This window comes from Streptosporangium sp. NPDC000509 (genome assembly GCF_042898365.1).
GTDB lineage: Bacteria > Actinomycetota > Actinomycetes > Streptosporangiales > Streptosporangiaceae > Streptosporangium.
In genome coordinates this window covers 174,310-187,722 of record NZ_JBIAYX010000008.1, presented here as the reverse complement: position 1 = coordinate 187,722, position 13,413 = coordinate 174,310, and the positions used below count along the sequence as shown (strand labels likewise).

The 13,413-nt window shown below is 68.1% G+C and carries 11 protein-coding genes; 6 read left to right on the top strand and 5 right to left on the bottom strand.

Features of this window, described 5'->3' with window-relative positions:
- Positions 1-98: 98 nt before the first annotated feature.
- The gene (locus ACFY3D_RS16745) at positions 99-641 is read right to left on the bottom strand and encodes a hypothetical protein (RefSeq protein WP_389980281.1); all 543 of its coding nucleotides are present in this window, start codon (positions 639-641) and stop codon (positions 99-101) included.
- Between the two features lie 540 nt (positions 642-1,181).
- Positions 1,182-2,675 carry a tRNA (N6-isopentenyl adenosine(37)-C2)-methylthiotransferase MiaB gene (gene miaB / locus ACFY3D_RS16740; RefSeq protein ID WP_389980279.1) on the bottom strand — a complete coding sequence of 498 codons (1,494 nt, stop codon included), beginning with the start codon at positions 2,673-2,675 and terminating at the stop codon, positions 1,182-1,184.
- A 166-nt stretch (positions 2,676-2,841) separates the two neighbouring features.
- Here miaB and ACFY3D_RS16735 point away from each other — a divergent pair, with 166 nt between their 5' ends.
- From ACFY3D_RS16735 to ACFY3D_RS16710, 6 genes are all read left to right on the top strand, one after another.
- On the top strand, positions 2,842-3,516 hold the full coding sequence (locus ACFY3D_RS16735; protein ID WP_389980277.1) for a Uma2 family endonuclease: 675 nt from the start codon (positions 2,842-2,844) through the stop codon (positions 3,514-3,516).
- Positions 3,517-3,596: 80 nt separating this feature from the next.
- The gene (locus tag ACFY3D_RS16730; RefSeq protein WP_350944629.1) at positions 3,597-4,352 is read left to right on the top strand and encodes an amino acid ABC transporter ATP-binding protein; all 756 of its coding nucleotides are present in this window, start codon (positions 3,597-3,599) and stop codon (positions 4,350-4,352) included.
- A gap of 55 nt (positions 4,353-4,407) precedes the next feature.
- Complete coding sequence (locus ACFY3D_RS16725) at positions 4,408-5,229, top strand: glutamate ABC transporter substrate-binding protein (protein ID WP_389769878.1); 822 nt, start codon at positions 4,408-4,410, stop codon at positions 5,227-5,229.
- A gap of 60 nt (positions 5,230-5,289) precedes the next feature.
- Positions 5,290-5,958: an amino acid ABC transporter permease gene (locus tag ACFY3D_RS16720; protein WP_389980275.1), complete on the top strand. Its 669-nt coding sequence runs from the start codon at positions 5,290-5,292 to the stop codon at positions 5,956-5,958.
- A 5-nt stretch (positions 5,959-5,963) separates the two neighbouring features.
- The gene (locus ACFY3D_RS16715; RefSeq protein ID WP_389980273.1) at positions 5,964-6,896 is read left to right on the top strand and encodes an amino acid ABC transporter permease; all 933 of its coding nucleotides are present in this window, start codon (positions 5,964-5,966) and stop codon (positions 6,894-6,896) included.
- Between the two features lie 238 nt (positions 6,897-7,134).
- Positions 7,135-9,012, top strand: a complete 1,878-nt coding sequence (locus ACFY3D_RS16710) for a S9 family peptidase (protein ID WP_389980271.1) — start codon at positions 7,135-7,137, stop codon at positions 9,010-9,012.
- Positions 9,013-9,061: 49 nt separating this feature from the next.
- On the opposite strand, the gene rny is transcribed toward ACFY3D_RS16710, so the two are convergent.
- The 3 genes from rny to recA form a co-directional block, all read right to left on the bottom strand.
- On the bottom strand, positions 9,062-10,678 hold the full coding sequence (gene rny, locus ACFY3D_RS16705) for a ribonuclease Y (RefSeq protein WP_350944636.1): 1,617 nt from the start codon (positions 10,676-10,678) through the stop codon (positions 9,062-9,064).
- A 286-nt stretch (positions 10,679-10,964) separates the two neighbouring features.
- Positions 10,965-11,801, bottom strand: coding sequence for a recombination regulator RecX (gene recX, locus ACFY3D_RS16700; RefSeq protein WP_389980269.1), 837 nt, complete (start codon positions 11,799-11,801; stop codon positions 10,965-10,967).
- Between the two features lie 14 nt (positions 11,802-11,815).
- Positions 11,816-12,952, bottom strand: a complete 1,137-nt coding sequence (gene recA / locus ACFY3D_RS16695) for a recombinase RecA (protein ID WP_389769913.1) — start codon at positions 12,950-12,952, stop codon at positions 11,816-11,818.
- Positions 12,953-13,413 lie beyond the last annotated feature (461 nt).

Genomic DNA, 13,413 nt, shown 5'->3' with positions numbered 1-13,413 from the left:
GTGAGGATGGTCGTACAAGATCCGGAAACACGCCGGGGCGCGGTGCTTCTCGCACCGCGCCCCGGCCGTACCGATCATCTTTGGCTCATCGCCCTGGGTCAGTAGCCGCCGACGGGCCCCTGGGGATGCACGTAGCCGGCAGGGCCGTCGCTCAGATCGCCCTCCTGAGGGCCCTGCGACTTCTGCGGGCTGCTCTGCCGCTGCTTCGACGTGTCCTCCGCGGGCCTCCCTGCGGCCGGCTCGTTCCCGCCCGTTCCGCCGCCCCCGGCGTTGGCGTTGGTGTTGGCGCCTGAGCCACCGCCTCCGGTGGACGTGTCGTCGCCTCCGGAGGCGACGTCCGCGCTCTTCTCCGGCTTCTGCTTCTCGTCCTGCGGCGGGCTCTGGTCCGGCTCGGGCTCCTGGGCCGCCTCCTGGGCGCTGTCCGGCACCGCCGGCACTCGGGGGTCGTCGCCTCCGGCGTTCACGTATGCGAAGACGGCACCTCCGCCCAGGAGCGCGGCGGCGAGCACGGAGAAGACGGCTATGGCCAGGCCGCTTCTCCGTCGGGGCTTACGGGATTTACGTGACTGTCTGGGCTCGTCGGCGGGTCCGACGATGATCTCTGGTTCCTCGGGACTGCCCGAAGATGGAGGGACGTGCATGGGGAAAACTCCCTGCGGTTCTCGGGGGGAAACCTCCACGGCTTCCGCGGGTGCTGAACCACAGTAGCCACAGCAGGGAAATGCTCGCACATCAATCACGGATGAATCACGAAATATCATCCGTTAAGAGACCGACAGCGACGCCGCGCACGTCCCCCCTGGCAGGAGCGTCGGCGTCACCGGAATCACCGCCCCCACCGGGGGTTCCGGCAATTCGATCATGGATTCGCACCACCTGGAGAAGCGTCCAGAAAACAATCAGAAGATCTCCCCCAGAGGGTGAGCATTCCGAAAAATCCCGGCCCAGGGAAGGAGCGCGTCACGAGGGTCGTCCTGAGAGGGCACTTCGGGCGCACGCCCTGGAAAACCCGCCGGGAGGGAGCGCCTCGGGAGAGTTGTCTCCCGTGCCCCTCTCAGGAAGGGCAGGGCCTCAGGAGACAGGCCGGGGCCTCGGGCCTCGAGAGACCGGACCGCGCTCAGCAGCTCGTGGAGCAGGGGCGAGCACCGGACCCCCGGACGCCCGGCCGGGAGACCGGATCTTCAGGAGACGGAGCAGCCCGAGGTCTCGGGGAGCGGGGCGGGGCGGCCGATCGAGGGCATGCCGAGCATGACCCCGGGACCGGCCCCGGCGGGGGTGCCCTGACGCGCCTGCCAGGCGTCGCCCGCGCGGGTGCGGCGGAGCCTCAGAGCCGGACCGTCGGCGACCAGGTGATGCGGTGCCGCGTACGTGACCTCGGCGCTCACCACGTCACCGGGACGCGGAACCTCCGCACCGGGGGTGAAGTGCACCAGACGGTTGTCGGGGGCCCGGCCCGACATGCGATGGGTCGCCTCGTCCTTACGGCCCTCGCCCTCGGCGACCAGCACCTCCAGCGTCCGGCCGACCTGCTTCTTGTTCTCCGCCCAGGAGATCTCGGTCTGCAGGGCGACGAGCCGCTCGTAGCGCTCCTGCACGACCTCCTTGGGAATCTGGTCGTCCATGGTGGCGGCCGGGGTGCCCGGCCGGATGGAGTACTGGAACGTGAAGGCGTTGGCGAACCGCGACTCGCGCACCACGTCGAGGGTGCCTTGGAAGTCCTCCTCGGTCTCGCCGGGGAAACCAACGATGATGTCGGTGGAGATCGCCGCGTCGGGCATCGCCGCGCGGACCCGCTCGATGATGCCCAGGTAGCGTTCGGCCCGATAGGAACGGCGCATGGCCTTGAGGACCCGGTCGGAGCCCGACTGCAACGGCATGTGGAGCTGGTGCATCACATTGGGCGTCTCGGCCATGGCCGCGATCACGTCGTCGGTGAAGGCCGCCGGGTGCGGGCTGGTGAAACGGACCCGCTCCAGTCCCTCGATGTCGCCGCAGGCCCGCAGGAGTTTGCCGAAGGCGAGCCGGTCGCCGAACTCCACGCCGTAGGTGTTGACGTTCTGACCGAGGAGGGTGATCTCCAGCACGCCCTGGTCGACCAGGGTGCGCACCTCGTTCAGGACGTCGCCGGGACGGCGGTCCTTCTCCTTGCCGCGCAGCGCGGGCACGATGCAGAACGTGCAGGTGTTGTTGCACCCCACGGAGACCGACACCCACGCGGCGTAGGCGGACTCGCGCTTGGTCGGCAGCGTGCTCGGGAAGGTCTCCAGGGATTCCTTGATCTCGACCTGGGCCTCCCGCTGGACGCGCGCCCGCTCGAGCAGCACCGGCAGCGAGCCGATGTTGTGGGTGCCGAACACCACGTCCACCCAGGGCGCCCTGCGGACGATCTCCCCCTGGTCCTTCTGCGCCAGGCAACCGCCCACGGCGATCTGCATGCCGGGGTTGCCCACCTTCGAGGGACGCAGGTGACCGAGGTTGCCGTAAAGCTTGTTGTCGGCGTTCTCCCGTACGGCACAGGTGTTGAACACGACCACGTCGGCCGTCTCCCCCTGGGCGGCCGGGACGTATCCCGCGTCTTCCAGGAGGCCCGACAGGCGCTCCGAGTCGTGCACGTTCATCTGGCACCCATAGGTACGGACCTCGTACGTGCGGGCGCTCTCCACGGTGGCAGTCATCTCACGACAAGGGTAGGCGCTCCGCGGAACCTTCAGGTACGCCCCCAGCCCACCGAACTCCAGGCAATCGAACGGTCACACAACGTCAATCATCTCGCTAAGCTGGGGCCCCAAAGCCGCATACGAGAATGAGGACTCGACCCACAGCCGAGAGTGGTGAGCCACGATGGCGATGCTCGCGCAGACCTCGGAGGCCCCGTTGAAGGCCAAGAAGCCCACCAAGAAGCCCCGCCAGAAAACAGCGGCGCCGAAAACGGCCATCTGGGAGACTCCCGGCGAACTCAGCCTCGACGAATGGTCCGAGCTCAACTCGCGAGACGACGGCGGTCGCTACGAGCTCGTCGACGGGAGCCTCATCGTGTCCCCCGCCCCACCCTTCAGACACCAGCGCATCGGAGACCGCCTCCAGACCTATCTGGAGACGGTGGCGCCGGAGGACTTGATCCCCGTTACCGCGACAGGTCTGCTCCTGGATCGCAAGCCCGGCGTCATTCCCGATCTGATGGTGGTGGAGGCGGCGCCTTTCGAGAAGGGCGCGGAGGTCGCACAGCCCGAGTGGGTCCACCTGGTGGTGGAGATAGTCGCCGGGTTCACCACGGCCACGGATCGGATCATCAAGCACGCGAAATACGCGGAGGTGGGCATCCCTCACTTCTGGCGCATCGAGATGAAGTCGTTCCGAGGGCAGGGCTCCGACGAGCTTCCAGTGATCTTCACGTACGCGCTCGACGAGAACGGCGAGTACCAGCTCATCCACCGTGTCGCCGCCGGGACGACCGTGGACCTGACAGAACCCTTCAAGCTCACCCTCGACCCGGCTACCCTGGGCAGGCTCCGATGATCAAGGCGTGAGCAGGACGTGATCTGATCGGTACCGCAGGGTTAGCCCCAGGTGCCCTTTACAGAATTACGTTGTCCAGCATGACGGAGAACGGGGACAAGACTCCTCTGGTCGTGCTTGAAGGTGTCAACAAGCACTTCGGCAGCCTGCACGTCCTTCGGGACATCAATCTGACGATCTCCCGCGGCGAGGTCCTCGTCGTCATCGGCCCGTCGGGCGGCGGCAAGTCGACCCTCTGCCGGACGATCAACCGACTGGAGGCGATCGACGAGGGGACCATCACCTTCGACGGGCAGCCGCTCGCGGTGGAGGGCAAGACCCTGGCCAAGCTCAGGTCCGAGGTCGGGATGGTGTTCCAGTCCTTCAACCTGTTCGCCCACAAGACGATCCTCGAGAACGTCACCCTTGGGCCGATCAAGGTTCGCGGCGTCGCGAAGGAGGCCGCGGAGCGGCGGGGCATGGAGTTGCTGGAGCGGGTCGGTATCGGCGCCCAGGCGTCGAAGTATCCCGCGCAACTCTCGGGAGGCCAGCAGCAGCGCGTGGCGATCGCCCGAGCCCTGGCCATGGACCCCAAGATGATCCTGTTCGACGAGCCGACCTCGGCACTCGACCCGGAGATGGTCCAGGAGGTGCTCGACGTCATGATCGGTCTTGCCCAGGAGGGGATGACGATGATGGTCGTCACCCACGAGATGGGCTTCGCCCGCCGCGCGGCGAACCGCGTGGTGTTCATGGCCGAGGGCCAGATCGTGGAGGAGAACACCCCCGAGGAGTTCTTCACCAACGCCCGGACCGACCGGGCCAAGGATTTTCTTTCCAAGATCCTCACTCACTGACGGCCTGCTCACCCCTGATGTTCCTGATGTCCCTGACGAAAAAGAGGTAGCAAGAATGCGTGTACGTCGTATTGGAGCCGTGGTCATCGCAGCCGCGGCGGCGCTGGCCGGCCTGACCGCGTGCGGCGACGACGGCGGCAGCGGAGGCGACAAGTTCGTCGTGGGAATCAAGGTCGACCAGCCCGGTCTCGGCCAGAAGCAGCCTGACGGCTCCTTCAAGGGTTTCGACGTCGATGTCGCCCGCTATATCGCCAAGGAGCTCGGCTACACGGACGACAAGATTGAGTTCAAGGAGGCCATCTCGGCCAACCGTGAGTCTTTCATCCAGCAGGGCCAGGTCAACGCCGTGATCGCGACCTACTCGATCACCGACGACCGCAAGAAGAAGGTCGCTTTCGCCGGTCCGTACCTGGTCACCGGCCAGGACATCCTGACCCGGGCGGACGACACCACGATCAACAGCGTCGAGGACCTCAAGAGCAAGAAGGTCTGTGGCGCCCAGGGCTCCTCCTCCCCCGCCCGCCTGGTCGAGAAGTTCGGCGACGAGTGGAAGAGCGGCTTCCTCACCGAGCAGCAGGGCTACGGCGCCTGCCTGCCGCTGCTGGAGAACAAGCAGGTCGACGCGATCTCCACCGACGCGACGATCCTGGCCGGCTTCGCCACCCAGTCTCCCGGCAAGTTCCGCCTCGTCGGCCAGCCCTTCTCCGAGGAGAAGTACGGCATCGGCCTGAAGCTGGAGGACACGGAGACCCGCGAGAAGGTCAACGCGGCCGTGGAGAAGATGTTCACGGACGGCAGCTGGAAGAAGGCCATCGACGCCAACTTCGGCGAGTTCGGCAAGTTCTTCACCAACCCGCCGACCGTCGAGCGCTACTGATTCGGTCACACCTCGGCCGGGGCGTACGGACGCCCCGGCCTGTGACCTCTGGAGGGATGAGTGCAGGCACTCTTCGATGAGTTCCCGATGATTCGGGACGCTTTCTGGTTGACGATACGGCTCACCCTCGCCAGCGGGCTGGTGGCGCTCGTGCTCGGGACGATCCTCGCGGGCATGCGGGTCAGCCCGCTGCCGGTCCTTCGCGGGATCGCCACGGCGTACGTGAACATCCTGCGGAACACCCCGCTGACCCTGGTGATCGTGTTCTGCGGGCTGGGGCTCGGCCTGGTCCTGGACGTCTCGTTCTCCGAGAGCCTGTCCACCAACTACCTGTGGCTCTCCATCATCGGACTGTCCGCCTACACGGCGGCGTTCGTCTGCGAGGCGATCCGCGCCGGGATCAACACGGTCCCGGTCGGCCAGGCGGAGGCGGCCCGTGCCATCGGGCTCACCTTCGGACAGAACCTGAGGCTGATCGTGCTGCCCCAGGCGTTCCGCGCGGTGATCGCCCCGCTGGGCAGCGTCCTGATCGCGTTGATCAAGAACACCACGATCGCCGCGGCCATCGGGGTGGGTGAGGCGTCCCTGACCATGAAGACGCTGTTCGAGGCGCACGGCGACGCGGTCATCCAGATCTTCGCCGGGTTCGCGCTGGGCTTCCTGATCCTGACCCTGCCGACCGGTCTGCTGTTCGGCTGGCTCGCCAAGCGCCTGGCGGTGGTCCGATGACCGCGGTGACCACAGAGCGGCCCCCGGCGCGCAAGCGGCGCGCCGAGAGCTCGGAACGCGTCAGCGTCCTGTACGACATTCCCGGCCCCAGGGCCCGGATCCGCAACAACGTTCTCACCGTGCTCGTCATCCTCGCCGTGCTGTTCGCGGTGTACGTGATGGTGACCAAGCTCGGCGAGAAGAACCAGCTCAGCGCCGAGTTGTGGACGCCGTTCCTACGCGGCGACGTGTGGATCAACCTGATCCTGCCCGGCCTGGTGAACACGCTCACCGCGGCCGCGGTCGCCGCCCTGATCGCGGTGCCCTTCGGGTTCGTCTTCGGCATCGGCAGGCTCTCCACGAACGCCTGGATCCGGCGCGCCGCCGGTGCGGTCGTCGAGTTCTTCAGGGCGATCCCGCTGCTGATCATGATCTTCGCGGTGATGTTCGGCGGCAGCGCGGTCTTCGGGCTCACCGTGACGCCGTTCTGGGCGGTGGTGATCGGCCTCGTCCTCTACAACGGCTCGGTGCTGGCGGAGATCGTCCGGGCGGGCATCCTGTCGATCCCACGGGGGCAGAGCGAGGCCGCGCTCGCGGTCGGCATGCGTCCTGGCCAGGTGATGCGGATGATCCTGCTGCCGCAGGCGGTCACGGTCATGATGCCGGCGATCGTCGCGCAGTTGGTGGTCCTCCTGAAGGACACCGCCCTCGGCTTCATCGTGTCGTTCGAGGACCTGCTGAACGCGGGGGCACGCGTGCTGCCCTCCAACTTCAACAACATCATTCCCGCTGTGATCGTCATCGCGATCATCTACATCATCATCAACGTGATGGTGGGCGCCGTCGCCACCTGGCTGGAGAGACGGAGCCGTCGCAGCAGGAAGACCGCGGCCAAGCCGATCGCCCGGCCCGACTCGCCGACGGCGGTCGAGGGCGGCCCCGGCAACCCCGCGCCGTAGGAGCCACGCCGTAGGAGTACGGCAGCCGAAGGGCGGTCACCGGATCCGGTGACCGCCTTTCCGTGTGACAGGTGGGTAAAAACCTCCGCAGGCCGATTTATGCCAGAGATCGGGCCAACCGCCCTCACCTCATCATTCCCCCTGATCTCACGGCCCGCTCGGTTCACCGACGGCATATCTCCGATGACGCGAGCGTGATACCGGCGACACGCGACGGGTTATCGGGCAGGATTACGCCATGTCCCCCGAGCAGGTCGTCCTGCCGTACGCCACGTGGCCGTCGCCGGTCTCCACCTCCGACGTCGCCCGTTCCGGGCTGCGCCTCGGATACCCGACTGTTCTCGGCGAGGAGGTCTGGTGGACCGAGGACCGTCCCGCCGAGGGCGGACGGACCACCATCATGCACCGCAGCGCCGACGGAGCCCAGCGCGAGCTGCTGAGCGCGCCGTGGAGCGCCAGGACCAGGGTCCACGAGTACGGCGGGCGGTCGTACGCGGTGGTGCCCGGCGAGGGCGTGGTGTTCACCAACTTCGTCGACCAGCGCCTCTACCTACTGCCCGCCGGCGGTGAGCCCAGACCCCTCACGCCGGAGCCCGAGGAGCCGGCCGGCCTGCGCTACGCGGACCTGGTCGTCCACGACGGGCAGATCTGGTGCGTGAGGGAGCGCCACGACGACGGCCGGGTGAGCCGGTCGATCGTGTCCATCCCGCTGTCCGGCGAGGACGCGCCGCGCGAGCGGGCCGGCGGCCACGACTTCTACGCCTTCCCCACCCTCTCCCCCGACGGCGAGCACCTCGCCTTCGTCTGCTGGGACCACCCCCGGATGCCGTGGAACGGCACCGAGTTGTGGGTCTCCCGGCTCGCCGACGGCGCCGCCTGGAAGGTGCGGGGCGGCGTCTCCGAGTCGGTGCTCGCCCCGCAGTGGCGTGACGAGCAGAGCCTCTACCTGATCTCCGACTGGTCGGGCTGGTGGAACCTCTACCTGGTCGGGATATACGGCACCGAGCCAAGGGCGCTCTACCCGGCGGAGGAGGAGTTCGCGGGGCCGCTGTGGCAGCTCGGCGCGGTGCCGTACGCACCGATGGCCGACGGGAGCCTCGCGGTCCTGCATGGGCGGGGCAACCTGCGTCTGGGGGTCTTCGACCCGGACAGCGGCGTGCTGAGCGACCTGGACGTGCCCTACGAGGGCTGGGACGCGGTGCTCGCCACCGACGGGCACGCCCTGGTCGGAATCGGGTACGGTCCCGCGCTGCCCCGGTCCATCATCCGGATCGACACCGTGACCGAGCGGGTGGAGGAGCTCCGCAGGGACGTCAACGAGCTGCCCGACGCCGGTTACCTGCCGCTCGCCAGGCCCGTGGAGTTCGAGACCCGGTTCGGGCGCGAGGTGCACGCGTTCCTCTACCCTCCGTCCAACCCCGAGGCGCGTGGCGAGGGCCCCGCGCCGTACGTCGTGTTCGTGCACGGCGGGCCGACCGGGCACAGTGTCGGCGCACTCGACCTGGAGAAAGCGTTCTTCACCAGCAGGGGCATCGGTGTTCTCGACGTCAACTACGGCGGTTCCACCGGCTACGGCCGCGTCTATCGCGAGCGGCTGCACGGCCAGTGGGGCGTGGTCGACGTCGAAGACTCGATCGCCGCGGCCGAGTGGCTGGCCGCGGAAGGTCTGGGCGACCCGGCGCGGATCGCGATCAGGGGCGGCAGCGCGGGCGGATGGACGGTCATGGCGGCCTGCTGCGCGTCCGAGGCGTTCGCCGGGGGTGTCTCCTACTACGGCGTGAGCGGACTCGCCAACTTCAGCGCGACCACCCACGACTTCGAGTCACGCTACGTCGAGTGGCTGATCGGCCCGGAGGATCCCGCCCTGTACGCCTCGCGCGAGCCCGTCGGCCAGGTGGCGGGGGTGAGCTGTCCCATGCTGCTCCTGCAAGGGCTGTCCGACCCGGTGGTCCCTCCGGCGCAGTCTCAGGCCTTCGTCGACGCTCTCACCGAACGCGGCGTCCCCTGCACCTACCTCACGTTCGAGGGCGAGGCCCACGGGTTCCGCCGCGCCGAGACCCGTAGTGCGGCCCTCGCCACCGAGCTCGCCTTCTATCAGCAGATCTTCCACTCCTGACCGGTCGGCGAGGTCAGCGGCTCAACGGGTTTTCAGCGGTTCGGCGGGGTCAGCGGGCGAACTCGGTGGCCCGCGATTCACGGACGACCGTGATGCGGATCTGGCCGGGGTAGGTGAGCTCCTCCTCGACCTGTTTGGCGACATCTCGGGCGATCACCTGGGCCTGGATGTCGTCGACCGCGTCGGGCTTCACCATCACCCTGATCTCCCGCCCCGCCTGCATGGCGAAGACCTTCTCGACGCCCTCGTAGGAGGTGGCGATCTCCTCAAGCCGCTCCAGTCGCTTGACGTAGGCCTCCAGCGACTCGCGGCGGGCTCCGGGGCGGCCGCCGCTGATCGCGTCGGCGGCCTGGGTGAGGACGGCCTCGACCGTCTTGACCTCGACCTCGTTGTGGTGGGCCTCGATGGCGTGGACGACGTCCTCGTGCTCGCCGTAGCGTCTGGCGATCTCGGCGCCGATGAGCGCGTGGCTGCCCTCGACCTCATGGGTGAGCGCCTTGCCGATGTCGTGCAGGAGCGTGCAGCGCTTGAGCAGTGTCGTGTCGAGCCGCAGCTCGGCCGCCATGATTCCGGCGATGTGGGCGGACTCGATGAGGTGACCGAGCACGTTCTGGCCGTAGGAGGTGCGGTAACGAAGCTGGCCGAGAAGGGTGACCAGCTCGGGATGCATATCGGTGATGCCGAGCTCCACCAGGGCGTCCTCACCGGCACGCACGCACAATTCCTGGACCTCCGCCTTGCTGCGCTCGTGGGCCTCCTCGATGCGCTGCGGATGGATGCGCCCGTCGAGGACGAGTTTCTCCAGGGTCAGTCGCGCGGTCTCCCTGCGGACCGGGTCGAAGCACGACAGCAACACGGCTTCCGGTGTGTCGTCGATGATCAGGTTGACGCCGGTGGTCGACTCGAAGGCGCGGATGTTGCGGCCCTCACGGCCGATGATGCGCCCCTTCATCTCGTCACCCGGCAGGTGCAGAACGCTCACCACGGACTCGGCGGTCTGCTCGGTGGCCACCCGCTGGACCGCCAATGTGACGATCTTGGTGGCGCGCTTCTCACCCTCCTTGCGGGCCTCGCTCTCGATCTCCCTGATGATCAGCGCGGCCTCGCGCTTGGCCTGGTTCTCGATCTCTCGGACCAACTCGGCCTTGGCCTGGTCGCTGGTGAGTCCGGACACCCGCTCCAGGATGGTCTTACGCTCCTCGGCGACCCGTTCGAGATCCTCACGGCGGTCGGCCAGCTCGACCTCCGTCTCGGCGAGCTTGCGGGCCCGGTCGGTCTGGCGCCTGGCCTCCTCGTCGAGACGCTGCTCCCGCTCGGCGAGCCGGTTCTCCCTGCGTTCGAGGTCGGACCGGAGCTCCTTGAGCTCGTACTTCAGGATCTTGCCCTCGGCCTCGGCCTCCTTGCGCATCTCCGCCGCCGCCTCGACCGCCGTCTCCGACTTGCGCAGGAGCTCTCCGGCGTCATCCCTGGCTCTCGCCCGAATGTCGGCGGCCTCGCGCCTGGCCTCCTCCAGATGGGTCTCGGCCTCGGCCTCCTGCTCGGGGGTGGGGCCCTTCTGCACGGGCCCGGCTCCACCGATACGACGCAGCAACACGACCAGCACGGCTGTCATCACGGCGAGAGCCACAACCGTCACTACCAACATGACGACCACGACCGGATCCATGCGCGCCTCACCTTCCTCGCGTCGCAAATATCAGGCACACGAGGGGTCACACGCACGGCACGGAAAGTCCAGGTGGCGGCGCTGTCGGGACAGAAGTGACCCCAGAGGGGATCACCTACCGGCTCTTCCCGCCGGTCCGTCGTTCCGTCCTCATCCGCCAAGCCTGTTTGCCCGTACTACACCGCTATGACAATCCGCACTGCGCGGAGTAACTCCTCACTGCCGTTGAGATTAAGCGTCAGAGAGGTAACGAGCAAGCAAAGACCCGCTGTCAAGCTGCTTTGGACTAGTCAAGCGGATAGCCCGAATCATCCGTGAATGACGATGTTTCCGCACCCTCGTCCTCCAGCACTTCGCGGATGACGCGAAAGGCCAGGCCGGGGCCGTATCCCTTCCGGGCGAGCATGCCGGCCAGTCTGCGAGTCCTGACCGCGGGCTCCAGGCTTCGGGTCGAGGAGAGCTTGCGCCGAACGAGGCGGCGGGCGGTCTCCGCCTCCTCCTCGGGATCGAGCTGATCCACCGCTTCCTTCACGGTCTCCTCTTCCACCCCGCGGTGGCGGAGCTCCGAGGCGAGGGCCTTTCTGGCGAGTCCCCGCCCGGCGTGGCGTGAACTCACCCATGCCGCGGCGAACGCCTCGTCGTCGATGAGTCCGACCTCGGAGAAGCGGTCCAGCACGGCGTCCGCCGCCTCCTGTGGCACCTCACGCTTGCGCAGCGCCTCCGCGAGCTGGGCTCGGGTGCGCGGCGCCATGGTCAGCAGCCGCAGACAGATGCCTCGCGCCACCGCCTGCGGGTCGGCCTCGGACTTCCGGCTCGCCCCGGCCCGCTCGGCCGATCCGTCGGACCCGTCTGGCCCGTCGGGGCCGTCGGATCCTTCGGGAAGGAAACCCGGGGTAGCCCTCCCTGAGCGCCGCCCGCCACGACGGGAGGCACGTTTCCTCCGGCCGCGGGGTGCGTCACCCGCAGGTTCCGCGGTCTCCTCGCGGAACCATTCCTCAGAAGCGGACGAACCGAAGTCGCGCCCACCCCTGCCCGGTGAGGCCGCCCGAGGTTCGTCGGGCCAGGCGCCCCAGTCTCTCGGCCCGGCCTGGTCGGCCGGACCGGAGTCAGGTCCCGTCGTCATCGATCAGCCCGGACTCAGGCGTCACCCGGCTTGGGAGTGGCGGCCTTGGAACCGCGACCGGACCCGGCGGAGGACGCGGCACCGGCCGCACGGCCGGACGCGGCGGCCGGGGCCGAAGCCGCGGGGACGGGCGACGGGGCGGCCGGGCTGTCAAGGCGCGGGCCGACACCCAGCTTCTCCTTGATCTTCTTCTCGATCTCGTTCGCCATGTCCGGGTGGCTCTTGAGGAAGTTTCGCGCGTTCTCCTTGCCCTGGCCGAGCTGGTCACCCTCGTAGGTGTACCAGGCGCCGGACTTGCGGACGAAACCGTGCTCGACGCCCATGTCGATCAGGCCACCCTCGCGGGAGATGCCGACGCCGTAGAGGATGTCGAAGTCGGCCACCCGGAAGGGCGGGGCCATCTTGTTCTTGACGATCTTCACTCGGGTGCGGTTGCCGACCGCCTCGGTGCCGTCCTTCAGCGTCTCGATGCGGCGGATGTCGAGACGGACCGAGGCGTAGAACTTCAGCGCCTTTCCACCGGTCGTGGTCTCGGGCGAACCGAACATCACGCCGATCTTCTCGCGGAGCTGGTTGATGAAGATCGCGGTGGTGCCGGTGTTGTTGAGCGCGCCGGCGACCTTGCGCAGCGCCTGGGACATCAGGCGGGCCTGGAGCCCGACGTGGCTGTCGCCCATCTCGCCCTCGATCTCGGCCTTGGGCACCAGTGCGGCGACCGAGTCGATGACCAGCAGGTCGACGGCGCCGGACCGGATCAGCATGTCGGCGATCTCCAGCGCCTGCTCACCGGTGTCGGGCTGGGAGACGAGCAGCGCGTCGGTGTCGACGCCCAGCTTCTGGGCGTACTCCGGGTCGAGCGCGTGCTCGGCGTCGATGAACGCGGCGATGCCGCCGCCGCGCTGGGCGTTGGCCACCGCGTGCAGGGCGACCGTGGTCTTGCCCGAGGACTCGGGACCGTAGACCTCGACGATGCGGCCGCGCGGGAAACCGCCGATGCCGAGGGCCACGTCGAGCGCGATGGAGCCGGTGGGAATCACCTCGATGGGAGCCCGGGTCTCGTCGCCCAGGCGCATGATCGAGCCCTTGCCGAACTGACGCTCGATCTGAGCGAGTGCGGTCTCAAGCGCCTTCTCGCGGTCGTTAGCTGCCATGGGAGCCCCCTGAAGGGTCGCGGGTTGGATCGGTTGCCAGAAAGCTACGGGGTGCCGCCGACAATTTCGGGAGGGCACGCCAGGAGTGGTGGCCTGTTCAATATAGCCGAACGATTGTTCGATCGCCGCCCGTTGGCGCCACGGGTTGCGGGAGTCGCGAACCATCGCGGAGGTCACCCGCGCACGACCGGGCACGACCGGACGCCGACGAACACAGACGGACGCGGACGAACACGAGCGAGCGCGGACGCGGGTCCACCTTGGCGGTCCAGATGTCGCGTGGCGGTCCGACGAACACGGGGGCGCGGACGGCGGAGCCGCCGGCGAGGCGTGCGTGACACCGGGTGCGACAGGCATCATCGGGCACGAATAGCTACGAAACACATGAATAGCCGGTAACTGGCATGGAACGCCACAAGTCTACGCAACCAGGCACGGGCGGCGGGGCCGCCGACGAGGCG

What these genes read in the sequence shown, in the direction of transcription:
- ACFY3D_RS16745 (WP_389980281.1), bottom strand. Translation starts at nt 641, where the DNA reads ATGCACGTCCCTCCATCTTCGGGCAGTCCCGAGGAACCAGAGATCATC.
- miaB (WP_389980279.1), bottom strand. Translation starts at nt 2,675, where the DNA reads ATGACTGCCACCGTGGAGAGCGCCCGCACGTACGAGGTCCGTACCTAT.
- ACFY3D_RS16735 (WP_389980277.1), top strand. Translation starts at nt 2,842, where the DNA reads ATGGCGATGCTCGCGCAGACCTCGGAGGCCCCGTTGAAGGCCAAGAAG.
- ACFY3D_RS16730 (WP_350944629.1), top strand. Translation starts at nt 3,597, where the DNA reads ATGACGGAGAACGGGGACAAGACTCCTCTGGTCGTGCTTGAAGGTGTC.
- ACFY3D_RS16725 (WP_389769878.1), top strand. Translation starts at nt 4,408, where the DNA reads ATGCGTGTACGTCGTATTGGAGCCGTGGTCATCGCAGCCGCGGCGGCG.
- ACFY3D_RS16710 (WP_389980271.1), top strand. Translation starts at nt 7,135, where the DNA reads ATGTCCCCCGAGCAGGTCGTCCTGCCGTACGCCACGTGGCCGTCGCCG.
- rny (WP_350944636.1), bottom strand. Translation starts at nt 10,678, where the DNA reads ATGGATCCGGTCGTGGTCGTCATGTTGGTAGTGACGGTTGTGGCTCTC.
- recX (WP_389980269.1), bottom strand. Translation starts at nt 11,801, where the DNA reads ATGACGACGGGACCTGACTCCGGTCCGGCCGACCAGGCCGGGCCGAGA.
- recA (WP_389769913.1), bottom strand. Translation starts at nt 12,952, where the DNA reads ATGGCAGCTAACGACCGCGAGAAGGCGCTTGAGACCGCACTCGCTCAG.